Annotated in this window: 23 protein-coding genes; 9 read left to right on the top strand and 14 right to left on the bottom strand. The window is 62.6% G+C overall.

The features are described from left to right. The first annotated feature begins 23 nt into the window (after positions 1–23). Positions 24–455 (top strand): hypothetical protein, encoded by a 432-nt coding sequence (locus GCU68_RS13955; RefSeq protein WP_152942587.1) that lies wholly within the window; start codon positions 24–26, stop codon positions 453–455. Between the two features lie 505 nt (positions 456–960). Here the strand turns inward: GCU68_RS13955 and GCU68_RS13960 are convergent. From GCU68_RS13960 to pyrB, 3 genes are all read right to left on the bottom strand, one after another. After that, on the bottom strand, positions 961–1,800 hold the full coding sequence (locus GCU68_RS13960) for a hypothetical protein (RefSeq protein ID WP_152942589.1): 840 nt from the start codon (positions 1,798–1,800) through the stop codon (positions 961–963). 448 nt (positions 1,801–2,248) lie between these two features. Then, positions 2,249–2,737: an aspartate carbamoyltransferase regulatory subunit gene (gene pyrI, locus GCU68_RS13965; RefSeq protein WP_152942591.1), complete on the bottom strand. Its 489-nt coding sequence runs from the start codon at positions 2,735–2,737 to the stop codon at positions 2,249–2,251. Then, on the bottom strand, positions 2,730–3,677 hold the full coding sequence (pyrB, locus tag GCU68_RS13970) for an aspartate carbamoyltransferase (RefSeq protein WP_152942593.1): 948 nt from the start codon (positions 3,675–3,677) through the stop codon (positions 2,730–2,732). The genes pyrI and pyrB overlap by 8 nt, the downstream gene beginning before the upstream one ends. Before the next feature lie 179 nt (positions 3,678–3,856). Between pyrB and GCU68_RS13975 the strand changes: the two genes are divergently transcribed. Continuing rightward, positions 3,857–4,483 carry an RAD55 family ATPase gene (locus GCU68_RS13975; protein ID WP_152942595.1) on the top strand — a complete coding sequence of 209 codons (627 nt, stop codon included), beginning with the start codon at positions 3,857–3,859 and terminating at the stop codon, positions 4,481–4,483. Between the two features lie 101 nt (positions 4,484–4,584). Here GCU68_RS13975 and GCU68_RS13980 read toward each other — a convergent pair whose 3' ends face one another. Next, positions 4,585–5,535 (bottom strand): FKBP-type peptidyl-prolyl cis-trans isomerase, encoded by a 951-nt coding sequence (locus tag GCU68_RS13980; protein ID WP_152942597.1) that lies wholly within the window; start codon positions 5,533–5,535, stop codon positions 4,585–4,587. A gap of 88 nt (positions 5,536–5,623) precedes the next feature. On the opposite strand from GCU68_RS13980, the gene cyaB reads away from it, so the two are divergent. Next, positions 5,624–6,169 carry a class IV adenylate cyclase gene (gene cyaB, locus GCU68_RS13985; RefSeq protein ID WP_152942599.1) on the top strand — a complete coding sequence of 182 codons (546 nt, stop codon included), beginning with the start codon at positions 5,624–5,626 and terminating at the stop codon, positions 6,167–6,169. A 95-nt stretch (positions 6,170–6,264) separates the two neighbouring features. Further along, positions 6,265–7,470 (top strand): methionine adenosyltransferase, encoded by a 1,206-nt coding sequence (locus tag GCU68_RS13990; protein ID WP_152942600.1) that lies wholly within the window; start codon positions 6,265–6,267, stop codon positions 7,468–7,470. 34 nt (positions 7,471–7,504) lie between these two features. On the opposite strand, the gene GCU68_RS13995 is transcribed toward GCU68_RS13990, so the two are convergent. Next, positions 7,505–8,185 carry a DUF4336 domain-containing protein gene (locus GCU68_RS13995; protein WP_152942602.1) on the bottom strand — a complete coding sequence of 227 codons (681 nt, stop codon included), beginning with the start codon at positions 8,183–8,185 and terminating at the stop codon, positions 7,505–7,507. Positions 8,186–8,430: 245 nt separating this feature from the next. Beyond that, a complete protein-coding gene (locus GCU68_RS14000) occupies positions 8,431–8,718 on the bottom strand; it encodes an amphi-Trp domain-containing protein (protein ID WP_152942604.1) in 288 nt (95 codons plus the stop codon). 373 nt (positions 8,719–9,091) lie between these two features. Here GCU68_RS14000 and GCU68_RS14005 point away from each other — a divergent pair, with 373 nt between their 5' ends. The 3 genes from GCU68_RS14005 (at position 9,092) to GCU68_RS14015 (ending at position 12,169) form a co-directional block, all read left to right on the top strand. After that, entirely contained in the window at positions 9,092–10,321 is a 1,230-nt protein-coding gene (locus tag GCU68_RS14005; RefSeq protein WP_152942606.1) for an MFS transporter, read from the top strand. Positions 10,322–10,395: 74 nt separating this feature from the next. Next, the gene (locus tag GCU68_RS14010; protein ID WP_152942608.1) at positions 10,396–11,574 is read left to right on the top strand and encodes a tRNA sulfurtransferase; all 1,179 of its coding nucleotides are present in this window, start codon (positions 10,396–10,398) and stop codon (positions 11,572–11,574) included. Between the two features lie 40 nt (positions 11,575–11,614). Further along, the gene (locus tag GCU68_RS14015) at positions 11,615–12,169 is read left to right on the top strand and encodes a DUF5804 family protein (RefSeq protein ID WP_152942610.1); all 555 of its coding nucleotides are present in this window, start codon (positions 11,615–11,617) and stop codon (positions 12,167–12,169) included. A 102-nt stretch (positions 12,170–12,271) separates the two neighbouring features. On the opposite strand, the gene GCU68_RS14020 is transcribed toward GCU68_RS14015, so the two are convergent. Together GCU68_RS14020 and GCU68_RS14025 are read right to left on the bottom strand one after the other, a co-directional pair. Then, complete coding sequence (locus GCU68_RS14020) at positions 12,272–12,961, bottom strand: hypothetical protein (RefSeq protein WP_152942612.1); 690 nt, start codon at positions 12,959–12,961, stop codon at positions 12,272–12,274. Positions 12,962–13,204: 243 nt separating this feature from the next. Then, a complete protein-coding gene (locus tag GCU68_RS14025) occupies positions 13,205–14,179 on the bottom strand; it encodes a PLP-dependent cysteine synthase family protein (RefSeq protein WP_152942614.1) in 975 nt (324 codons plus the stop codon). 229 nt (positions 14,180–14,408) lie between these two features. On the opposite strand from GCU68_RS14025, the gene GCU68_RS14030 reads away from it, so the two are divergent. Continuing rightward, positions 14,409–14,774 carry a hypothetical protein gene (locus tag GCU68_RS14030; RefSeq protein ID WP_227014866.1) on the top strand — a complete coding sequence of 122 codons (366 nt, stop codon included), beginning with the start codon at positions 14,409–14,411 and terminating at the stop codon, positions 14,772–14,774. A 68-nt stretch (positions 14,775–14,842) separates the two neighbouring features. Beyond that, on the top strand, positions 14,843–15,214 hold the full coding sequence (locus tag GCU68_RS14035) for a TlpA family protein disulfide reductase (protein ID WP_152942616.1): 372 nt from the start codon (positions 14,843–14,845) through the stop codon (positions 15,212–15,214). A 50-nt stretch (positions 15,215–15,264) separates the two neighbouring features. On the opposite strand, the gene GCU68_RS14040 is transcribed toward GCU68_RS14035, so the two are convergent. The 6 genes from GCU68_RS14040 to thyA all read right to left on the bottom strand — a co-directional run bounded on the left by GCU68_RS14040 (position 15,265) and on the right by thyA (position 24,213). After that, on the bottom strand, positions 15,265–17,484 hold the full coding sequence (locus GCU68_RS14040; RefSeq protein ID WP_152942618.1) for a thioredoxin domain-containing protein: 2,220 nt from the start codon (positions 17,482–17,484) through the stop codon (positions 15,265–15,267). A gap of 102 nt (positions 17,485–17,586) precedes the next feature. Next, positions 17,587–20,322 (bottom strand): aconitate hydratase AcnA, encoded by a 2,736-nt coding sequence (gene acnA, locus GCU68_RS14045; RefSeq protein ID WP_152942620.1) that lies wholly within the window; start codon positions 20,320–20,322, stop codon positions 17,587–17,589. Positions 20,323–20,687: 365 nt separating this feature from the next. Continuing rightward, complete coding sequence (locus GCU68_RS14050; protein WP_161991511.1) at positions 20,688–21,311, bottom strand: twin-arginine translocation signal domain-containing protein; 624 nt, start codon at positions 21,309–21,311, stop codon at positions 20,688–20,690. Positions 21,312–21,885: 574 nt separating this feature from the next. Continuing rightward, on the bottom strand, positions 21,886–22,305 hold the full coding sequence (locus GCU68_RS14055) for a calcium-binding protein (protein ID WP_152942622.1): 420 nt from the start codon (positions 22,303–22,305) through the stop codon (positions 21,886–21,888). Positions 22,306–22,660: 355 nt separating this feature from the next. Then, positions 22,661–23,200, bottom strand: a complete 540-nt coding sequence (locus GCU68_RS14060) for a dihydrofolate reductase (RefSeq protein WP_152942624.1) — start codon at positions 23,198–23,200, stop codon at positions 22,661–22,663. Then, positions 23,197–24,213 (bottom strand): thymidylate synthase, encoded by a 1,017-nt coding sequence (gene thyA / locus GCU68_RS14065; RefSeq protein WP_152942626.1) that lies wholly within the window; start codon positions 24,211–24,213, stop codon positions 23,197–23,199. The genes GCU68_RS14060 and thyA overlap by 4 nt, the downstream gene beginning before the upstream one ends. Between the last annotated feature and the right edge of the window lie 42 nt (positions 24,214–24,255).

Raw genomic sequence — 24,255 nt, forward strand, 5'->3', positions numbered from 1 at the left:
CGGTAGGCGTTTGGTGTACTGCAATGACACCGGAGTTTACCGACGACGACATCGGCAAGCGCGTAGTCAACGCCAACGGCGAGGAAGTCGGCCTCGTCGCGGACGTCGAGCACGGCACAGCGCACGTCGAACCGGATCCAGGAATTACGGATACGATCAAAGCGAAACTCGGCTGGGGCGGCACCGACGACGACGCGTACCCGCTTCAGGAAGGCTCCGTCGCTCGAGTGACGGACGATGCGGTCCACCTCGAGAGCGATCTCTCGGGAACAGGCGGCGGTGCCACCGGCACCAGCCGTTCGACCGGCATGGAAACAGACAGCGGTCGAGGGACCGATCGAGACGCGGGGATGCGCGACGACGATGAGTTGATCGGTGATGATGACGATCAGGGGTTGACGGACGATGACGACGATCTAATCGGTGACGATAACGATACCACCCGAACCCGATAGCCACCCGTTGGACGCCGACTCGAGCGACCGGCTCGAATCCGATTCCGGCCGAGCCCCTCGCTCGAGGTGTCTTCTGGCCGTCGACTATCTGAACAGCCACAGGTATCCACTCGCCAGTCAGAGAGGAGAGACCGCTGCTAGGGCTGTTCACCCGACCGGCCGCGTGGCTGCTGATCAGTCGTCTCGGACGCCTGTTGACTGGCCATCCCGGACACCATCTGCCCTCCCCTGTTGGTCCGAGTACCCACTTGCTGTGTGGGCTGTGGCGCCGCAGTTGCGTCCATTCCTTTTTGAGCGCCCGTTCCATTTCCGGCGTGACGGCCTCGAGTCCCTCTCTAGAAATGACTGACACGATTCACACGTATCTCACGGACACCGTGCGAGACGGTGTGCAGTGACGTGCAGTGGCTACTATAGTAAGCGCACGGCGCTGCTGGTTCGAAATCGACCGAAACGGAACTGCAACGTCGGTAAAGCGTGATTAGAACGACTCCTCGCGGGCGGTTCAGTCTTCGGTACCGGGCTCGCCGTGGGTTACGCCGTCCTGTTCGTCGGCTCGCATGCGTCGCAGCGCCGCCCGTGCGTTGCTCGCCTCGTAACCGAAGAAGACGTCGTTTCCGTAGGCTTCGGCGACCTCCATGGCGTGAATTAAATTGTCGATATCGACGTTGACCGCGTACAACTCGATATTAAACGGCGTTTCGAGAGCGCTCTCGAACCCTCTCGCGATCGTCTCGAGCCAGTAGGTCGTCTCGTAAGCCGTATCGTACAACGGAACGACGAACTCGTCGACGTACTCCTCTACGGCCTCGAGATCGATCCCGGCGCGTTCGTAGAGGTGGCCCGGGTACGGGTCGGGATAGAGAGTCATGTAGACGCGGCCGGGAATGCGATCGACGGCTTCCTCGACGAACTCGGTGATGACGCTGGCACGCCATTCGAAGCGGTCCTCGTACTCGCTGGCTTTGAACGACTCCTCGCAGACGCCACACCGGCAGTACTCGGGCCGTGGAAAGCCGATGTCGTCGAGTCGAACGTCCTCGTTAGCTTCGACGCAGTCGTCGATGATCTCGAGGAGGCCCTCACGATAGTCTTTCCGGCTGGGACAGATGTAGGCCCAGTCGAAGTACTTCCGATCCCGTGTGGCCGGCCGGCCGAAGTCGTCGACGGCGACGAGCGACGGATCGGCATCAGCGGCGGCGTTGTCGCCGAAACAAGAGACCATGTTCACGCCGTCTTCGATCGGTTCAGCAGAGCGACCGGTAACGTCTTTGACTTCGTAGAAACCACGCTCGAACTCCGGCCACCGGACTTCTTCCGCGTTGCGCGTGACGACGCCGTACATAGCTTACACTACGGTGGCACATTCGTAAGCCGTTCGGAATCGAGCGGTCGCTAGCGGCTAGTCGTTGCAGATCAGTCGAACGAACGGGGACACCCACCCGACACGGCGATGGTGCACTCCCTACCAGCCGGCGACTGGAACCGAGAATCGCGATCGGTTCCAGCCACATCTCAGCGGTATCGTACCACGAAGTGGCTGGCGAGACGTTACTCGGCTGGCTCGTACTCGATCTCTTCGATGTCGACGTCGGAAGAGCCGCCGGAGACAACTTTCCAGAGGACAGCGATGACGAACAGGACAACCAGGATTTTGACTGTACGTGACATGTACGTTCGAATGGTGGGTCGGTGCACACTTAGATATTCTGGATACTTTGCTGACCGTGACAAACGAACACATCGAATCGAACCCGATCGGAGCTGGTCACCGATCGCTCGAGCGACCACGATCAGGTGTCGATCAGCGATGGAATCTCATCTCTGACGATCGTCTCGCAGTAGGAACACCGCACACCGTCCTCGAGCACCTCGAATCGGGAGGTCACTGGTTCGTCGCCGGTCGTGATACACGTGGCGTTCGGACAGGACAGCACCCCTTCGACGACGTCGGGTCGCTCGACGCGGTGTTTCTCGACCACTTCGTACTCGCGGACGATGTTGATCGTCGCATCCGGAGCGATCAGCGAGAGTACGTCCACTTCGTCCTGACTCAGCTCGCGGCCCTCGACCTTGACGATGTCCTTGCGCGCGAAGCGATCCGAGGGGACATTCATCCCGACCGAGACTTCCTCGCCGTCGCTGCCGTCGATACCGAGAATCGCCAGCACGTTTAGCGCCTGTCCGCCACGGACGTGGTCGATGACGGTCCCGCTGCGGATCTTGCTGACTCGCAGTTCGTGATCGTCCTGTCCGTCGTGGTGGTCGTGATCGTCACTCATCGTCCTCACCTCGAGTGTCGGCGTCGCTGTTGTTTTCGAGCAGTATATCGAGTAACGCCATCCGGACCGGGATGCCGTTGTGGGCCTGCTCGAAGTAGGCCGCGTGGTCAGTGTCGTCGATCTCTGGCGCGATCTCATCGACCCGTGGCAGCGGGTGCATCACCGTCAGATCGTCGCGGGCGTCCTCGAGCGTCTCGAGGTCGATCTGGTACTCACCAGCGATCTTCTGGTACTCGTTCTCGTCGGGGAAGCGCTCGCGCTGGATCCGGGTCACGTACAGCACGTCCAGCGAGGGAAGGACGTCATCGAGCGACTCGTGTTCGCGGATCTGCGTGTTACCCTGCTGGTGAAGGTCGTAGACGACTTCGCGGGGTAACTGGAGACTTTCGGGGCTGATGAAGTGCTGGCGGGTATCGAAGTTCGTCAGCGCGTAGGCGAGGGAGTGAACGGTACGGCCGTATTTCAGATCGCCCATGATGCCGATGGTCAGGTCGTCCAGCCCGGCGTTCTCCCGGATCGTATACAGATCGAGCAGCGTCTGCGTTGGGTGGTGGCCCGCTCCGTCACCGGCGTTTAACAGCGGGACGTCGACGAACTCGCTGGCCATCGTCGCTGACCCCTGCTTCGGGTGACGCAAGACGAGCGCGTCGGCGTAGCCTTCGGTGACACGGACCGTATCGGCGAGCGTCTCGCCTTTCTTGACGCTCGAGGACTCGATCGAGCCCATATCGATAACGCTGCCGCCGAGGCGTTTCATGGCGGTCTCGAAGCTCATCTTCGTTCGCGTGCTCGGTTCGAAAAACAACAGCCCGAGTACCGAGTTCGCGTGTCGGTCGGCGACGGCCGAGGGGTCGGCATCGATCTCGGCCGCTCGGTCGAGGACGGTCTCGATGTCCGCCCGTGAGAGTTGTTTACTCGTGATGAGGTGATCGTGGCGCATTCGTTCGTGTTGGCTCCTGCTGTGCCCTTGAATCTCTCCATTCGGAGTCGCCGTGGCCTCGAGGCCATGGCGGACGTGACACGTCGAGTGCCCGTTCGGTTCCCCTCACGGGTACGACTGTATGAATTAATGCGAAGCCAAAGAGTTATCCGGTCTCTTCGGTAACTGGTCACAATTGAATGGTCGGGCGGCTAGATACTGGTATCGACGTGTTAGATCGGAAACTCGACGGTGGGTTGCCACCGGGGTGTATCGTCGCCTTTAGCGCCGATCCGGCCAGCCAGTCGGAACTACTCCTGTACGAGTTGACGGCCGCCCGTGGTACGCTGTATCTCACGACTGAACGCTCCGACGACGCCGTCCGGCACGCGATCGAACGCTCCCCATCAGCGGTCGGCAGTCCGACCGTCCGACAGGTCACCAGCGACGACCCGCTCGAGGAAGCGACCCGGCTCATCGGTGCGTTGCCCGACGGCGCGAACCTGATCATCGATACGATGGACGTCTTGGAGCGGACCGACACCGACGACTACATCGACTTCTGCAACGACCTCAAAGCCAAGATGCTCGAGACCGGCTCGATCGCGGTGTTACACTGCCTGAAAAGCGACGACGAGCCGATCAACCGAGCGCGAACCTACCACGCAGCCGACGCCGTTTTCGATCTTCGAACGAAAATCGCGGGCAGCGAACTCGAGAATCACCTTACGATTCCGAAGTTCCGCGGCGGTGGACAGCCGACCAAAGCGATCAAACTCGAGTTGACGGAAGAAGTCGCAATCGACACAAGTCGGGACATCGCGTGATGTCGAGTTAGGTGCGGTGATCACGCTGTTTTCGCGTACGATCGCTTCAACGACTGCTGGTGCTCGTCGTCCAGTACGAACCGAAAAAGACCGAAACCGGCTTACTCGTCTGCGCCTTCGAGTTCGTCGACGATCTCGTCGGCATCGACGTCGGCGTCCTCGAGGGCTTCTTCGATTTCGCCGCCCATGCCGCCCATACCGCCCATCATGCCGCCCATGCCCATGCCACCCATGCCGTCGATGACTTCCTGGACGATGACGCGGTCGACACCGATCTTGTCGATGATGTCTTGGCCGATCTGCTGTTTGCCCATCATCCACTGCTGGTTCATGGTCATCTGGGGCGTGGCCTCGAGATAGAGCGTCTCTTTCTCGACAACTTCGGTCTCGAACTCGGGCTCGGCGTCCTCGTCGTCTTCGTCGGGTTCGACGGGGACTTCCTCCTCGACTTCGTCCGTCTCGATCCAGAGTTCGGGCTCCAGCCCGAGGTACATCTCGAACAGGCCAGCGGCCTGCTGTTCGCGGTCGTCGACCTCGTCGAGGATCTCGTACTCGTACTCGACGTCCTCACCCGCGAGCGGGTGGTTGAAGTCGACGCGGGCGCGGCCGCCGATGATCGTGCTGATGTAGCCCTGCTGGCCGTCGACCTGCACGTTCGCACCGGGGTAGCGGTCGTCCTCGTCGATCTTGTCGGCGCTGACGGTCTGGACGTTGTCGGCATCGTACTCGCCGAAGGCCTCCTCGGCGGGGATCGTCACGGTGCCGGAGTCGCCGACCTCGCTCCCGACGAGTGCCTCTTCGACACCGTCGAAGATGTGGCCCTCGCCCAGCACGATCGTTCGTGGCTTGAACTCCTGGCCCTGGTCGTCGACACCCTCTTCTTCGGCGACGTCCGGGTCGGTCGTGTCGACCAGCTGGTCGCCGTCAGCGGTGTATGCGGTGTAGTCGATCTCGACGAAGTCACCGTTCTGGAGTCCCTCGGCGTCTTCTTCTACTTCTTCCTCGACGTCATCGGCCTGCTCATCAAGCTCGGCCTCCTGTTCCTCGGTCATACGTTGTACGTCCCGCCGTCGACATTTAAGTACGACGCTTTGCGCCGAGTGCGACCGTTACTTACGGCCCCTCCTCGTGGCCTCGGCCATGTACGAAGTCGAAGTGAAGGTTCCAGCCGATCTCGAGGCCGTCAGGACGCGCCTCGAGGGACTCGGTGCGGACCGCGAACGGGCCATCGTTCAAGAGGATACCTACTACGACGCACCGCATCGCTCGTTCGTCGAGACTGACGAAGCGCTTCGAATCCGCCGGGAGTCGAGTCGCGAATCGGGAGCCGACAAGACCCGGATCACCTACAAGGGCCCACTGCTCGACGACGAATCCAAGAGCCGCGAGGAGTTCGAGACCGCGGTCGGCGACGGCGGAACGATGGACGCCATCCTGACGAATCTCGGCTTCGACCCCGCTGCGACAGTCCGCAAGGAACGCGAGCGATTCGCCCTCGAGGGATATACGATCACGCTCGATGCCGTCGACGACGTCGGCGAGTACGTCGAAGTCGAAATCGATGTCGAGGACGAAGCCGACCTCGAGACCGCTCGCGAAGGTGCCTACGACGTCCTCGAGCAACTCGGTCTCGAGCCGGACGATCAGCTTCGAACCTCGTATCTGGGGCTGTTGCTCGAGTCCTGAGGAAGCGCTTCCCCGACGACGTATTACTTGCAAGCATTTTTCACACCAGTTCTGTTTCCGCAAGTTATAGAACCACGGTCCGCCAACGTCCGGTAATGAGCGAGCGGAACATCCGGGTCGAGCCAATCGACCGACAGGCAGTCGAAGACCAGGAAGTAGAGATCGTCGAGCGAAAAGGGATCGGCCACCCCGACTCGATCAGCGACGGAGTCGCCGAGGCCGTCGCCGGCGCGCTGGCCCGCGAGTATCTCGACCGCATCGGCAAAGTGCTCCACTTCAACACTGACGAGACCCAGCTCGTCGCAGGCGAAGCTGCACCCGCCTTCGGCGGCGGCGAGGTCGTCGATCCCATCTATCTGCTGATCGTCGGTCGCGCGACCAAACACTATAACGGCCAGACCTTCCCCGCCGAAACCATCGCGCTGCGGGCCGCCCGCGAGTACCTCGAGTCCGAGATCCCACAGCTCACCGTCGGCGAGGATATCGTCGTCGACGTCAGACTCGGCGAAGGCAGTGGCGACCTGCAGGACGTTTTCGGCGAGGACGAAGTGAGCGTCCCGATGGCCAACGACACGAGTTTCGGCGTCGGTCACGCCCCACTGACGGAAACCGAACAGATCGTCCTCGAATCCGAGCGCCGACTCAACGGCGAGTTTGCCGAGGAGAATCCATACGTCGGAACGGATATCAAAATCATGGGCAAACGCGAGGGAGACGAGATCGACGTCACCGTCGCGGCGGCGATGGTCGACGAACACATCGCCGACTTAGACGCGTACGCCGAGGCCGTCGAGTCAGTCCGCGAGTTCGTCGCCGAGGTGGCGAGCGAACACACCGACCGCGACGTCAACGTCCACGTCAACACGGCCGACGACTACGAGGAGGGCTCGATCTACCTGACCGTCACCGGCACCTCCGCCGAGCAGGGCGACGACGGCTCCGTCGGTCGGGGCAACCGCGCGAACGGCCTCATCACGCCCAACCGCTCGATGTCGATGGAAGCCACGAGCGGCAAGAATCCGGTCAACCACATTGGCAAGATCTACAACCTGCTCTCGACCGAAATCGCCGAGGAAGTCGTCAGCGAGGTCGACGGCATCCGTGACCTGCGCGTTCGCCTGCTCAGCCAGATCGGTCGTCCGATCGACCAGCCCCACGTCGCCGACGTCCACGTCGTCACCGAAGGGGGCGTCGAACTCAGTGACGTCGAAGCCGACATCGAAGCGATCGTCGACGCGGAACTCGCGAACGTCACCGACATCACCCGTCGCGTGATCGACGGCGAACTGACGACGTTCTGAAGCAGCCTGATCGACAGGATTCGTTTTTGGCGATCTAGAGCAGCCAGTCGTACCCTTCGAGGACGGCTCGTTTGCCCCCAGTCTCGATTATTTCTCCGTGACCGGGAACGACCCGATCGAACTCCCACGCGAGGACGTCCTGAATCGACCGGCGAAACGACGCCTCGTTTGCGATCGTGAGCCGGAACTCGAGCGGTGGCCCGACCCGTTTGTAGACTCGCAATGCGCGGGCCACGAGCCGGGTCGTGAGCGGGCTCTCCTCGCCGATGTGGAAGCCGACGTCGCCGAGGATCACCGTTCGACTCGGTCGATGGAAGTAGGCGAGTTCGGTGAGCCACCGGTGGCCGACGATCGCGACCTGATCGATGTCGGGAGCCCACCGCGGGTCGGGCGTATCTCCCAACAGCTGATCGAACCCGAGGTCGGGCCGCCGTGCGGGGAGTCCGGGTGCAGCCAGCAGTTCGGCGTCGGGGTAGGTGGCCCGGTACTGTTCCATGTAGAGATGCCCGTGGAGTTTGCTCGCCGGCGCGACGAACCGAACGTCGCCGAGGTCGTCTAGTGCCGCTCGCAGTTCGGGAGTCAGTTCAGCCGGCGACTGGACGAAGAGCCCACCGCTCGAGAGTCGAATCACGGACATAATGCGGCCGATATCGAGGCCGAGAAATCGGAGCGGCTCTTCGTACGTCCAAAATCTGTCACCCCGTTGCTCGAGCATCTGTATTCGTCTGCTCACCACGCGCGGGTATACGTGTTCGCCGGCTCGCTCGAGCGACTCGAGAAGTTACGAGTTAGACAGCCTCAACGATCAGTACAGGGCAAGCAGTTACCGAAGCGGCTATCGATCTGTCCGAACTATGTCAAAAGCCACCTGCTGAATATAGAGGATGGATCCAGCAAACTGGTTCTGTTTGTTTCGGGAACCCTACGATGAATAAGCCGGTCAAGAGATCTGCGGAGTGACTACTCGATTTCTAACTGACCACTTCCGCTACCCTCCTCACCGTCGTTCTCGTCCCATTCGAGTTCGAACTCGATACTTCGTTCAGTCATATTGCCAGCCGGGCCTTCGCGTTCAGCTTTGACCTCGAAGGTTGGTCGGGCAGGGGGATTCAGCGTTACAGACTCGGAGCCTGCTTTCAGGCTGATAGCGTTTCCGCTGTCGAGATTATCCGCGACTTTCCGAAGGTACGATGCGATCTCTTCTCGACTCTGATTGCTTTCTGATTTGAACAGGACTTCTTCAGGCATAATATACGATACGTTGCCTGCACTCATAAGTGAGTCCCCCTATACTGACCACTGGAAATCACCTCTGATCGGTACTCTGGAATGCTGACTATGCGCTTTGTATTCATTATAACTCTTTGAACAGATACGCTGATTGGTAGGAATCCCAGCGGTCAATAAGCACGTGTAGTGTCCGTGTATTTCGCTCCAAATAACACCTGAAAAAGGGATTTTCAACAGGAGTTGGCAGCTTAGTTCGAGTGCAGTCTCGAGACGGAAGCGACGTGTCGCGTCGTGACCGAGTGAGCATCGCTTTCGATAAGCCCTTTAGCCACACGCCTGTCAGAGACGCGTAGCGGGTTTCAACCGAAACAGCGCTCGAGAGCGATCGCCAGTGTCCCTGCCATCAGCCAGTTCGAACCGGATCGTCCTCGCCGTCGTCGCGAGTACCTTCTTCGTCGGCTTCGGCGGCGGCGTTATCTTCCCGATCTTGCCGAATCTGGGCGAGGTGCTCGGTATCTCGGCGTTCATGGTCGGACTCATCCTGAGCGCGAACCGGTTTACCCGGCTCGTGGCCAACGCGCCAGCCGGCGTCCTAATCGACCGCATCGGCACTCGAACGCCGTTCATCGCCGGGTTAGCGATCGAGGGCGTCGCGACGTTCATGTACGTCGTCGCGATCGTCTCGCCGCTGCCCGAACTCTGGTTTCTGCTCGCCCGGATTCTCTGGGGGATCGGCAGCGCGCTCGTCTTTGCGACTGCGTACACGATCACGGCAGACGTCAGCGAGGCCGACTCTCGAGGGACCAGTATGGGCATCGTCCGTGCGGGCATCACCTTCGGATTCCCCGCCGGGCTCGTCCTCGGCGGCGTCGTGAGCGACCTCTGGGGGAACGTCGAGGCGTTCGTTCTCGCGGCTTCGTTCGCCGGTCTCGCGAGTATCATCGCCTATCTGATCGTCCCCGAAACCCACGTCGAGGGCGATCAAGAGTCGGTCAGTCCGTTGGATCTCGAGACGACGCTGCCCGCGCTGACGATCGGGCTCGTCAACTTCGGGCTCTACTTCGCGTACATCGGCGTGCTCTTTTCGACGCTCGTGCTTCTGCTCGGTGAGCGTTCGATCACCGTTTTCGGCCTCGACGCACAGGGCTCGTCGGGGATGTTGATGGCAGTGACGGTTCTCTCGGGGTCGGTGTTTACCCTCGGCGGCGGCGCGCTGAGCGACTCCGTTGGGGCACGCGTCCCCGTAATGCTCGCCTTTCTGGTGACCTCGTGTGTCGGCTTTGCCGTGTTAGCGTTCGGCTCGAGGTTCGAGGTGTTGGTCCTCGCGTGCATCCTGATCGGTGCCGGACAGGGCGGCGTCGGTGGCCCGCTGACGGCCCTGCTCGCTGATCTCACGCCCGAGGAACGCGTCGGCCGCGCGATGGGGACGAACAACGTCCTCGGCGACGTCGGCGGCGGTCTCGGGCCGCTCGTCTCGCTGCCGCTGATCGACGTCCTCGGCTTCGAGGCCATCTATGCGATCAGCGCCATCGTGCCGCTGCTCGCCGGCGTCGTTCTCGTCGTCGGCATCTACGCCCACACCGGGCGCGTGAGTCCGTCGATCGGCGAGTCAATCAACTGAGACGGTGACGAGCCCCTCACTCGAGTGCTCCCACCTCGTAATTCCCTTATAGCTGCGGTCGTCTATCCCAGTTCATGCACCCGCCGGGAGCCGACACTGTCCTCCTCCGCCACGGGGACGTCAACACGAAGAGTAACGCGGTCAAGCGGTACATGGGGGAGTTGCTGGTCGAGAACATCGACGCGCTTCTCGAGGACCGCTCGATCCCCGGCGACGTCGAACAGGGCTGGAATCGGCCGCTCATTCATACGACCGAAGCCGCCGTCGAGGACGCGACCGCGGCCGCGACTGATGCGTTCGGAGTCGTCTCCGCGAGCCCCGCACTGGTCGTCAGCACCGAAAAAGCGCGAATCATCGAGGCGCTCGTCGAAACCGCTCACGAACACTACAACGGCGGGACGTTCGCCGTCGACGCGCGCCGAGCGGACAAGACGCTCCCCTACGACAGCGAGGACCTCGCTCGAGACGCCGGCAGCGCGATCTGGGACGCCGTCGAAGGCGAGTTCGAACCCGAGGTGGACCTCGACGACCCCGACCTCACCTTCGGCGTCGAAGTCAGATCCGAGGTCGCGTACATCTACCTCGAGCACGTCTCCGGGCCGGGTGGCCTGCCGCTTGGCGCACAGGAGCCGGTCATCGCGCTGATCAGCGGCGGCATCGACTCGCCCGTCGCAGCCTACGAGATGATGCGGCGTGGCTGTCCCGTCATCCCAGCATACGTCGATCTCGGGGCCTACGGCGGCATCGACCACGAAGCGCGCGCGATGGAAACCGTTCGGAAACTCTCGCGACACGCGCCCAACTTCGGCATGCAGGTCTACAAAATCCCCGGCGGCGAGACGGTCGATCTGCTGGTCGAAGAGATGAATCAGGGGCGGATGCTCTCGCTGCGGCGCTTTTTCTACCGGGCCGCCGAAACGCTCGCCGAGCGCGTCAACGCCAACGGGATCGTCACCGGCGAGGCGGTCGGCCAGAAGTCGAGCCAGACCGTCCGCAACCTCGGCGTTACCAGTCGGGCCACCCGGCTGCCGATCCACCGACCGCTGCTCACGTGGGACAAACAGGATATCGTCGCCGAGGCTCGCGAGATCGGCACGTTCACCGACTCGACGATCAACGCTGGCTGCAACCGCGTCGCCCCCGACCGCGTCGAAACCAACGCCCGCCTCGAGCCACTGTTGAACGCCGAGCCGGACGACCTGCTCGAGCGCGCTGAGAACGCGGCGACGAACGCAACACTGGTCGAGCCCTGATCCGTAACCGACATTACATAGACGCACCGACCACAGAACAGTGACGCGTGTCTGTCTCATCGGGACCGGCGGCTGCAATCTCCAGTACGAACTCCTCTCCCGGGAGACGTCCCGCGAGGCGCTCGCGACGTACGAGCTGACACGTCCCTTCGAGAATTCGATCGCCCTTCGGACGGTCAGCGTCGGCGCTGCCGTCTCGCTGCTGAACGACCTGAACTGGTATCTCACGCGATTTGTCGACGAGGCACTCGTTCAGGAGCCAAGCGTCAGCGACGACGAGTGGCTCTCGCGGTCGCTCGCCGAGCAGCTTCGAAACGGAACCGTCGAACCCGCCGAGACGGCCGAGTTCTGCAAGATCTATGGCCTCGAGCGCGTGGGCGATGACGACGGCGAGAACACACCGGAATCGGCACCGACGGCCGACGACGCAGCCGGAGCCGACTCGAGCGAGTCGGAACACGAGCGTGTATCGACCCGACGACTCGTCGAACCGCTGTACGTACGCCGAACCGGTGGCGAACTCCCCGAGTACGATCTCAGAGACGTCGACGAGACGCTCGTCGTGCGACTCACCGAAGCCGAACACTCGCCCTGAGCGGGCTGCACTCGAGGATTGGCACCCGTATACGGACGTCGTCCGACAGTTCCAGCGCAACCTAGCAGGGTCGCGGTCGCGCCAGTACATCAGCGCGCCGTATCAGCGGTCGTCGCGTTCACTGCCGGACGCCGATTCGCTCGCCGCGTCGACGGAGAGTGTCGACCTGTGTTTTCGACCGCTGCTGTCGACGATCGTCACGGTGGCACTGGTCACTGGCTCGCCGTCGGCCGTCGCCCGGACGAGTTGTCCCACCGTAACCAGCTGGGTCGCACCCATGCCGTCCGCCGTCTCGGTGACGCTCGCTTCGACGACGAGCCGTGGCCCACCGTCGTCGTGCTCGAGTGCCACCGACTCGAGGACCAGTTCGTAATCGAGCCGCGGCGCGTCGGCCTCGAGGGCGAGCAGGGCGCTGTTCTCGAAGTCGATGTCGGCGACGAACTCGAGGGGCTGGTCGTCACGAAGGGGACGCTCCTCGAGCCACTGCTCGGCGCGGTTGGCGTCGACAAAGAGCTTCACATTGGGTGCCGTCGGCGCGTCGGCGTGGCGAAACGGAACGGTGTCGTCCCCGTCGGTCGTCTCGCTGGCAGTTCGCTTGGGATTGGACTCGTCCTCGCCGTCAGCACCGGATTCACTGGGTGCGTTCGTACCATCAGTGCTGGACTCAGTGGCGTCATCCGCGTCGTTTTCAGGTGACGACGCGTCGACATCGGCTGCGTCGAGGCAACCGGCGGAGAAGATGAACAGACCCGCAGTACCACACAGTAGCGTCCGTCTGGAAAGTGGAGTCATTATTCGAGACTGACACAGCACCAGCTAAAAGGGATTCGTCAAGGTGAAACCGCGATTGTTCCCTCCTAGAGTAACACTGTCGGACAAAACGATTCACGCACCGATCGCACGCGAACGCTCGTCGCCGGAGGCGGCGAGCCGTGAGACGTGATCTGACAGTTACTGGCTTTTGTCTGGCAGTATAACGACTGAAACGATTCACATACGCATCGCCCTGTCCGCGGTTCTCGCTCGAGTCGCTTCTCAGTCGAACAGACCGGTCGAGAGATACCGTTCGCCGCTGTCCCAGAAGACAGTCACGACGAGCGGACAGTCGTCGGCCGTCTCACCGCCGTCCGCGTCCGGCGTCGTCGGATCGTCGAACGCACCCGGGATTTCGGGACAGGTCCGGTCAGGGTCAGCGAGTTCGCGGGCGATACGCTGGGAGACGAGACTCGTCGCGCCGCTCGACTGGCCGACCAGAACCCCTTCCTCGCGGGCCAGTCGGCGACACTCGTCTTCGGCGTCCTCGAGGCGAGCCGTCTCGACACGGTCGATCAGGTCGAGATCCAGATTGTCGCTGACGAAACCGGGACCCATCCCCTGAAAGTCGTCGTCGCCGGCCTCGCCCGTCGAGAGGACGGCGTTGCGCTCGGGTTCGACGGCGATGATATCCATGTCGGGAAACTCCTCACGGAGGCGGCGGCCGGTTCCCGAGATCGTCCCACCGGTGCCAACACCGGCGACGAAGGCATCGATCTCGCGGTCGCCGACCTGCTCTACGATCTCCTCACCGGTCGTCTTGTAATGTGCCTCGGGGTTCGCCGGGTTCTCGAACTGGCCGAGCTGGGTCGCGCCCTCGGCCTCGAGTTCGTCGGCACGCTCGCGGGCGGCCGTCATGTCGCCGTCGACCAACTCGAGGTCGGCTCCGTAGGCGGCCATGATCTGCCGGCGCTCTTTGGACTTGCTCGCTGGCATGACGATCGTCAGGTCGTAGCCGCGGGCGGCACAGACCAGCGCAAGGCCGATTCCCGTGTTGCCGCTGGTCGGTTCGACGAGCCAGTCGCCCGGTTCGATCACCCCGTCGCGTTCGGCCGCGCGGATCATCTCGAGGGCCGGCCGATCTTTCGCCGAGCCACCGGGGTTGAAGGATTCGATCTTTGCGGCGACGGTGACGCCGTCCGGTGAATCGACCCGGACGAGCGGCGAGCCGATCGTGTCCAGAATGCTGCCCTTCATTACGGATCGCTAGACAGTCGAGACGTATACTGTTTGCTGTACTGGAAGCGAACGTGTTTTCTCACAGTTAGTTTCTGATTTATATACTTTCTTACTGATGAAATATATGGATAGCAGAGGATAGAGTGTCTACAGGCAGCTGCTCTGAGATATACTAAACGAAGCTGACTTATCATACACCTCCCTATGTGGCCACCATGGTTTTACCGTCCACATATCATTAATGAGCATGAATAGGTCCCAGCAGTTCGGGTCCGTGGGGTACAGTAGTGGGGTCGACGCGTCGGAACTCGTCGATCGGATCGGGCTTACCGAGGGCGAGATCGAGTGGCGAAAGCAGTTCATCGAGTTCACCGACGACGACGTCGACGAACTCTCCGCACTCATCGACGCCCAGGCCTCGAGTACACAGGAGATGGCGACCCGAATCGAGACGATCGATGACGAAGCACAGTCGATCAACGACGACGTTGAAACCGTCACCGGCGAAATCGAAGAGCAGTTCTCGAAGGTGGAGGTGATCGAGAGCGTCCTGACCGAACTCACTGAGGAAGGCCACCGCCAGACCGTTCGCTACGATCAGCGGATGGCATAGCCCTCGACGCGGTGGACGAATCGATGGGAAACAGGACGGTTAAGCCGCCGGACACGCTATCGAGGGGTATGAGTCTCGAGACCATGCAGCCGAATCCGACGTGGGACGCTGCCTCCTACGAGGAGGCCGTCGACACGCTCGCAGCGCACAACGACGAACTGGTGTACAAAGTCTGGGGTGGCGACTGGTGTAAAGACTGCCGGAAGCTCCTGCCGAACCTGGGCGCGGCACTGCAGGCTGCTGGGGTTCCCGACGAACGAATCGAGGAGATCGCCCTCGATCAGGACAAACAAGGCCCCGGTGTCGAGGAGTACGACATCGAGTACATCCCGACGGTCGTCGTCGAAACCGACGACGGCGAGGAAATCGTCCGATTCGTCGAGTCCGAGGACCTGCCGCCGGCCGTCTGGCTCGCCGAGCAACTCGACGACGCGTTGTAACCGGCGCGAAACGGTTTCGACACGGATTTTTCGACGCCGACGTGTCGGCGTTAGAACGGACTTTCGGGTCCGTCGGTCGTCTCGTCGGCCGTCGGTGCGCTCGTATTGTCACCCAGCCACTCGAGTGCGTCTTCGACGTCGTGGGTCGGCGGCGAGCACGTCCGGCCACGACAGACGTACAGCGTCGGCTCGCCGTCACGCGCCTCGCGACCGGCCCAGATCGCCGGCGCATCCGCGAGTCCCAACTGCTCGAGCCACGCCTCGAGACCGTCCTCGGTCGGCGGCCGAAGTGCGAACAGTCGGTCAGGGTGGTACGTCTCGGCGAATCGGTCGCGCCACGCGTCGGGGAGGGCGTCGGCGGCGACGGTGATCTCGAGCGCGCCGGATTCGAGCCGGTCGGCGGCGAGACAGAGCGAGGCGTGCTGGAGCGGATTCGCCTCGATTCGGTTCGCGTGGGTCTCGAGGACGGTTTCGGCGATCGCCTCGAACGTCTCGTCGGTGACGGCGTCGCCGTCTGCACGAGGGCTCTCCGATCCCTCGCTGACGAAGCCGTCGAGTGCGAGCAGCGTTTCGACGGCGACGCCGGCCGCCGAGGGCGTCGACTGGTCGTTTAGCTCCTGTGGGCGCGTGACCAGCGACTCGCCGCTCTCGGGGGTAAAGTACAACGTCCCGGCCTCGACGTCCCAGAACTCCGCCTCGATGGTGCGGGCCAACTCGAGTGCGAAGGCGAGGTGGTCGACCTCGCCGGTGGCCTCGTAACAGCCGAGTGCGCCACGCGCGAGGAACGCGTAATCCTCGAGATAGCCGTCGACGGCAACGTCCCCATCCTTGTACCGCCGAGAGAGTCGCTTTTCGTCGTCGTCCCAGAGTCGGTCCCGGACGAACTCGAGGGCGTCGACAGCGGTCTCGGCGTACGCGTCATCGCCCAGCACCAGCGCTGCCTCGGCGTAGGTCGCGATCATCAGACCGTTCCAGCTTGCGAGCACTTTCTCGTCGCGGTTCGGTCGCGGCCGTTGCTCGCGGGCCTCGAACAGCCGTTCGCGGGCGGTTTCGAGTCGCGTTTCGACTTCCTGCTCCTCGAGGTCGAACGCCTCGGCGAGACTCGAGATCGATTGCACACGGTTGGGCTGATTCCGCCCTTCGAAGTTGCCCGACTCGGTGATATCGTAGCGTTCACAGAAGAGTTCAGCGGTGGTCTCATCCTCGAGCACCTCGCTGATTTCCTCGGGTGTCCAGACGTAGAACGCACCTTCCTCGCGTTCGCCCGTGTCCGGGTCCTCGCTCTGGGCATCGAGGGTGCTGAAGAAGCCGCTATCGTCGTGGGTCAGTTCCCGTTCGACGAATTCGAGGGCGTCCGCAACGACCTCGGCGTAGCGCTCTTCGCCCGTGAGCTGGTAGCCTGCAAGCAGGGCGCGAGGGATCTCGGCGTTGTCGTAGAGCATCTTCTCGAAGTGGGGCACCGTCCAGTCCCGGTCGACGCAGTAGCGGTGAAACCCGCCGCCGACGTAGTCGTAGAGGCCGCCGTCGACCATCGCGTCGAGGGACTCCTCGAGCACCTCGAGGTACTCGCTTTGGCCCGTCCGATCGTGCGCCCGAGCGAGCACACGGAGCCGAGACGGCTGTGGGAACTTCGGCCCGCCGGAGCCGAAGCCGCCGTACTGGCGGTCGGCGCTGCGAACGGCCGCATCGGCTGCCGTCTCGAGCACGTCGCTCGAGGGGGGCTCCGCGGCGGCGACCGAGTCGGGGGTCTCCTCGAGTTGGTCCGTCGCCGCGTCGGTCCACTGCTGGGCGCGGTTCTCGACTTCCTCGCGGTCCGTCTCCCACGTCTCGGCGAGTCGCTCGAGGACGTCGAGGAAGCCGGGCTGGCCGCGTTTCGATTCCTTGGGGAAGTAGGTCCCGATGTGGAACGGTTTGCCCTCGGGTGTGAGCCACGCCGAGAGCGGCCAGCCGCCCCGGCCGGTGACGAGCTGGCAGACGGTCATGTAGATGCTGTCGACGTCCGGGCGCTCCTCGCGGTCGACCTTGATCGGGACGAAGTTCTCGTTGAGCAGTTCGGCGACCTCCTCGTCGGCGAAGCTCTCCGACTCCATGACGTGACACCAGTGACACGCCGAGTAGCCGATCGAGAGGAAGATCGGCACGTCGTGTTCACGGGCCGTCTCTAAGGCCTGTTCGTCCCACGGCTGCCAATTAACGGGGTTGTCCGCGTGCTGGCGCAGATACGGGCTCTCCTCCTCGTTGAGCCGGTTGCGCGTGGTCGGGGTCGTCATACGCTCTCGTACGGGCAGGAGTTGTAAAAGCCCGACGTACGACTCGCTCCCGTGCCGGTATCGACCTCAAAAATCGGTACTCGAAGCGGCGATTCGAATCCGTTACTCGAGTTCTTCGGTAAGCAGGCGACGGAGCACGAGGTGGAGCACACCGCCGTTCTCGACGTACTCGACCGCCATCGGCGTGTCGACCTGTGCGGTGACCTCGAACTCGGTGACGTTGCCGTCGTCGTCTTCGGCGGTCACGGTCAGCACGGCGTTCGGCTCGAGGCCGTCCTCGAGGCCTTCGATCTGGAAGTACTCGTCGCCCTCAAGGCCGAGTTCCTCCCAGCCCTCGCCGTCCTGGAACTGCAGCGGCAGGACGCCCATGCCGATGAGGTTGTCACGGTAGATGCGCTCGTAGCTCTTGCCGATGGTCGCGCGGATACCGAGCAGATCGGTTCCTTTCGCGGCCCAGTCGCGGCTCGAGCCGGTCCCGAGCTCTTCGCCGGCCATGACGATCAGCGGCGTCTCCTCCTCGCGGTAGCGCTCGGAGGCTTCGAAGACGGTCGTCTCCTCGCCGGTTGGGTGGTGGATCGTGTAGCCACCTTCCTTGCCGTCGAGCAGCTCGTTTTTGATGCGAACGTTCGCGAAGGTGCCGCGCATCATGACTTCGTGGTTCCCACGACGGGAGCCGTAGGTGTTGAACTCGTACGGTTCGACGCCGCGCTCTTTGAGCCACTGGCCGGCGGGCAGGTCCTCGCTGAACGGCCCGGCGGGGCTGATGTGGTCAGTCGTGACGGTGTCACCGAGCGTGAGCAGCGCGCGGGCGTCCTCGACGTTGTCGACGCCGGGTGCTTCGAGTGGGAAGTCCTGGAAGAACGGCGGCTCGCGGATGTACGTCGACTCTGGGTCCCAGTCGTAGACCTCGCCGGTTGGTGCGTCGAGTGCTTCCCAGCGCTCGTCGCCCTCGTAGATACTCGAGTACTTCTCCTCGAACATCTCGGGAGAGACGCTGTCGTGGATCGTCTGGCGGACTTCCTCGGTGTCCGGCCAGATGTCCTCGAGGTAGACCTCCTCGCCGTCGTCGTTCGTGCCGATCGGCTCCTCTTCGAGGTCGATGTCCATGCGACCTGCGAGGCCGTAGGCGACGACCAGCGGCGGGCTGGCGAGGTAGTTGGCCTTGATCTTCGGGTGGATACGGGCTTCGAAGTTGCGGTTGCCCGAAAGGACGCTCGTCGTCCAGAGGTCGTGCTCGTCGATGGCTGCCTCGACTGGCTCCGGCAGTGGGCCGGCGTTGCCGATACAGGTCGTACAGCCGTAGCCGACGACGTGGTAGCCGAGTTCCTCTAAGTCGTCGAGCAGTTCCGCACGCTTGAGATACTCCGTGACGACACGGCTGCCGGGTGCGAGACTGGTCTTGACGTACTCGGGCACCTCGAGGCCTTGCTCTGCGGCGTTGCGTGCGAGCAGGCCGGCCGCGACCATCACGGACGGGTTCGAGGTGTTCGTACAGGACGTAATCGCACTGACGAGGATGTCACCATGGCCGATTTCGATCTCGGTGCCGTCCTCGAGTTCGACGGGAACCTTCTCGTCGAGGGATGGGGTCTGCTCGGCGACGAGACCGCCGTCGCTCTCGGCAGCGCCCGAGGGGAGAACGCCCTCTTCCTCGAGCAGCGTTGGGAAGTGCTCGTCGAGATCGCCCATCGGGATGCGGGCGTGGGGCTTCTTGTGGCCGGCGAGGCTTGGTTCGACCTCGCCGAGGTCGAAGTCGACGACCTCGGTGAATTCGGGGTCCTGCTCGCCGAAGAGGCCCTGTGCCTCGAGGTACTCTTTGACGAGTTCGATGTGGTCGGGGTCGCGACCCGTCAGCTCGAGGTACTCGAGGGTCTTCTCGTCGACGGGGAACATGCTGATGGTCGAGCCCTGCTCGGGGGCCATGTTCGAGATGGTCGCGCGGTCGGCGACCGAGAGCTCGGCGACGCCGGGACCGAAGAACTCGACGAACTTGTCGACGACGCCGACCTGACGGAGCTTCTCCGTGATGTGGAGCACGAGGTCGGTCGCGGTCGCACCGTCGGGGAGTTCGCCCGAGAGGCGGACACCGACGACTTCAGGGAGGCTCATGTTGATCGGCTGACCGAGCAGTGCGGCCTCGGCCTCGATCCCACCGACACCCCAGCCGACGGCACCGATGCCGCCGATCATCGGGGTGTGGCTGTCCGTGCCGACGAGCGTGTCGGGGACGAGCCACTGCTCGCCGTCGACTTCGCGCTCGTGGACGACACGACCGAGGTGTTCTAAGTTGACCTGGTGGACGATACCCGTTCCCGGCGGGACGACGTTGAACTCGTCGAACGCCTGCTGGGCCCACTTGATCGCGCGGTAGCGCTCCTCGTTGCGCTCGTACTCGATCTCGACGTTCTTCTCGTAGGCGTCCTCGCTGCCGAAGTGGTCGACCTGCACGCTGTGGTCGATCACGAGGTCACAGGGGACTTCGGGCTCGACGACCGTCGGATCGACGCCCTTGCGGTCGGCAGCCGAACGCAGCGCTGCGAGGTCGACGACTGCTGGCACACCCGTCAGGTCCTGCAGAACGACACGGGAGACCGTAAACGGCACTTCGGCGTCCGGCACGTCGGGTTCCCACGAGGCCGCCGCGCGGACAGCGTCGGCGTCGATCGTCTCGCCGTCGGCGTTTCGCAGCACCGACTCGAGCAGAATACGGATGCTCACGGGCAGTTTCTCTAGGTCACAGAGGCCCTGCTCCTCGAGAACGGTAAGATCCGCCATCTTATACGTCTCGCCATCGTGTTCGAATTCCCGGATCGCCTCCGAGAACGAATCCATTGCCATACGTAGCTTTCGAACGGGGGGGTTTTCAATCTCCCGAGACTCGTCTGTAAAACCATTATATACTCACTATGTGTTACAGTGCCACGATCGTAGGACGGAACGGTTACGAAAGCGACGGTGCGGCATCCCTGCACGACCCTATACAGCCGATGATTGCGGCAACTATACTGCCGGACAAAACGGTTCACGCACCGATCGCACGCGAACGCTCGTCGCCTTCGACGACGAGCCGTGAGACGTGATCGAGCGTTTACCGACTGTTGTCCGACAGTATATCTGACTGGGTAGTGGATCGATCGTCGACTACCGACCTGTCCGGCTACGTCATAAAAAACAGTTCGTTGTGTCGCGATTGTAGTGGCGTGTTAGTTGCCGCCGGCATCGGCGCCACCGTTACCGCCGTCAGCGCCACCGTTACCGCCGTCAGCGCCACCGTTACCGCCGGCATCTGCACCGCCGTTACCGCCGTTAGCGCCACCGTTACCGTCGTCTTCTTCGTCGTCCATCTCTTCTTCGTCACCGTTACCGTTGGTGTCGCCGCCGTTGCCGGACGCGCCGGGCGTGGCCTCGATCAGATCGAGCTGGGAGTCGCGGAATTGGCCGTCGTCACCCATCGTGTCACTGTCGCCAGCGCTGAGGCTGACGTCTTCCGTGAACAGGAAGCCCCACGTCGGGGCGTCCGTGCCGAGGTCGTAACTGATGATGTAGGCGTCCCAGTCGTCCGGATCGTCGAACACGTCGTCTTCCGACCCGGAATCTTCGAGCAGATCCTCTTTCGTCGAGGTGTTCAGCGCCGAAATAACCTCGAAGTCGATGCCAGGTTGGTAGTCGTCTCCGTACACGAGCACTGTCCCGTCACTGTCCTCCTGAGCGGTGACGGAGCCCGACGTCGCACTCGCGCCGAGGGCAACCGCCGTCGTGGCGAGCGCCCCTTTCTTCATGAACGATCGCCTCGAGTCGTCGAATAGTCCGTTATCGTTGTCTGTCATGTCTCTCACCTGAGTCCCCCTGTTTGGGGTAGACGGTTCTTGACCCAATTTTCGCATAAGTGACTGCCATTGTTTCACCGTCTAAGACGGGCTGAAATCACTCGAGAAGTGTATTGTGCGTCTATACCACCGTATTTCGACACTTTGCGAGATCACGGCGAAGAGCTGTCAGCAATGATTGTTTATCGATCGAAGCGGGGCCAGAGCGGACGTGTTGGCCGCCGTTAAAACATGTCGTCACTCGAGAATCCGACCGAACCCGATTGTCACACCGAGATTCCCGCCGGAGCCTGCGATTCCGGGGCTTCAGCCGTTCGTTCGTACCAAGAGAGGGTCAGAGCTGTCCAGATCGGGACCCGTCATACAGCAAAACAAACGATTTCCTCGGACTTTCAGCCGGAAAATCAGCACGCGGAACCGGTCACAATCCGCGACTCTCTACGGTGGTGGCCAGTCTCGTGACGCGTTGGCGCCGGGCCGTTCGACGGCGGTCGACTATCGAGTGCCGTGTGAACTGCGCGATACGATCGAACGGATCGGCGAGAAAGAAGGTCCTCGAGTGAGTTCGTGTGAACTACAAACTGGCTTCGACGAGATCCAGCTGCGTATCGCGGAACTCACCGTCGTCACCCATCGTCTCGCTATCGCCAGCGCTGAGGTCGGCGTCCTCGGTAAACAGAACGCCCCACGTCGGGGCGTCCGAGCCGAGATCGTAGCTGATGATGTAGGCGTCCCAGTCGTCCGGGTCGTCGAACACGTCGTCCGCCGAGCCGGAATCGTCGATCAGATCCTCTTTTGTCGCCGTTTCGAGTGCCGAAATCACCTCGAAATCGACGCCGGGGTAATAATCGTCACCGTACACGAGCACGGTGTCGTCGTCCTCCTGTGCGGTGGCCGCGCTTGCGCCGAGGGCGACCGCCGTCGTGGCGAGTGCGCCCTTCTTCAAGGAGGACCGTCTCGAGTCGTCGAACAGTCCGCTATTGGTATCTGTCATGTCTCTCACCTGCCCCCGCAACTCGGGGTAGGCGCCTCTTGACCCGATTTTCGCATAAGTGAGCCCCATTGTTTCATCGTCTAAGACGAACTGTACTCGACGACCGGGGGGCTAAGCGACCAGTTCGCAAGGGATCGACACTCGACCCGCTGACAAACGAGAACACCCGCTTGACGGTTCGGTTCGCCGATGAAGCGGTAGCCACCGTGTCTGGGGTAATTCTCACGGTGAGGCACAAAACGACCCATTGTGTCGTCGTGAACAGGACAGAACGGAACGACGAGCGGAGAGTAGAAGCAGATCCCACAGCCTCGAGACGGCCGTCAGCCGGCCGAAGAACGCGCCGCCCGTGGTCTCAGTCCGTGCGCTCTCGTCGTGCGTACTCTACGAACGCGAATCCGTCGTGTTCGGCCCGCGAAACCTCGCGAAACGACTCGCGGTCCCACGTCGGGAATCGCGTGTCGCCGTCGGGATCGTCGTGTACCTCGGTGACGATCAGTCGATCGAGCGCGGGCAGCAACTGCTCGTACACTGTCGCGCCGCCAGCGACGAACACGCGATCGGTGTTGTGGCGCTTGCGAGCCGCACGCTCGGCTGCCTCGAGCGCACCCTCGAGGTCGTTCGCGACGACGGCGTTCTCGGGTGTCTCGAGGGGGCGACTCGTCAGGACGATCGTCGTCCGGCCCGGCAGCGGTTCGCCGAGGGCCTCGAGGATCCCCTCGTAGGTGACCCGGCCCATGATGACCGGGTGATCCATCGTCGTCTCCTTGAAATGCGTCAGATCCGCAGGAATGTGCCAGGGCATGTCACCGTCCTTGCCGATGACGTCGTTGTCCGCGACGGCGACGATGCCGACGAGTTCGCAGTCGGTCTCGAGTTCGTGCTCGTCGCTCATTCAGCCACCGAAAACATGAGCCCGTCGTGGGAGTCGTAGTCCTGCAACTCGACGTCCTCGTAGGCCAGTTCGTCGACCGTCGCGTCACCGATCTCGAGCGTCGGGCGCTCGAGTGGCTCTCGGGACAGTTGCTCGAGCAGGCCGGGGACATGGTCGAGTCGCTCGTCGCCCTCGGCTTCGGCGGGCGCTTCGGTCTCGAGCCACTCGCGAATCGAGAGATAATCCTCGCGCTCGTCGGCGTCGGCCAGACGAGACTGCAGCGCCTCGAGGTTGTCGGCGTACCACTCCCCGCGCGCGCCGCGCCCGCAGTAGACGTGGGCGTCGACGACCGTGTGGGCGAAGATTCCGGGTTCGAAGCCCGTCTGCTGGGCGACGACCTTCGTCAGGAGCGCGTAGGCCGCGATGTTGAACGGAATTCCCAGTGCGGTGTCGCCGGAGCGCTGGGTGAGATGGCAGTTCAGTCGGTCGCCCTGAACGTTGAAGACGAACGAGTAGTGACACGGCGGCAGCGTCGAGACGGCCGCGTTGGCAGGGTGCCAGGCGTTGACGACGAGTCGACGCGAGTTCGGGCTGTCCGAGAGGGTGTCGACGACGTACTGGAGCTGGTCAAAGGTCTTTCTGCCGTCTGACTCCTCGGTCACCCACCGGTGGGCCTCGTCAGGCCACGTTTCGCCCTCGAGTTGGGCGTCGTCCTCAGGAATCGGATACCGTCGCCAGAAGCGGCCGTAGGCGGTGTCGAGTCGCCCCTCCTCGTCGGCCCACGCGTCCCAGATCTTGGTCTCTTCGCGGAGGTTCTTGACGTGTTCCTCGCCGGAGAGATACCAGCACACCTCGTGTAGCATCGAGTTCCAGCGGTAGCCGTCCATCTGCTTGGTCGTCAGCAGGGGGTACCCCTCCTGGAGGTCGACCTCGTAGTGCTCGCTGAACGACGAGATCGTGTCGACGCCGGTCCGATTCGGCTTGTACGTGCCCTCCGAAAGGACCGTGTCGACGAGCTCGAGGTACTGTTGCATTAGCCCCTCATTTGGAACGGGCATACATATGCGTTCAAGTTC

Source organism: Natronorubrum aibiense (assembly GCF_009392895.1).
GTDB classification, from domain to species: Archaea; Halobacteriota; Halobacteria; order Halobacteriales; family Natrialbaceae; genus Natronorubrum; species Natronorubrum aibiense.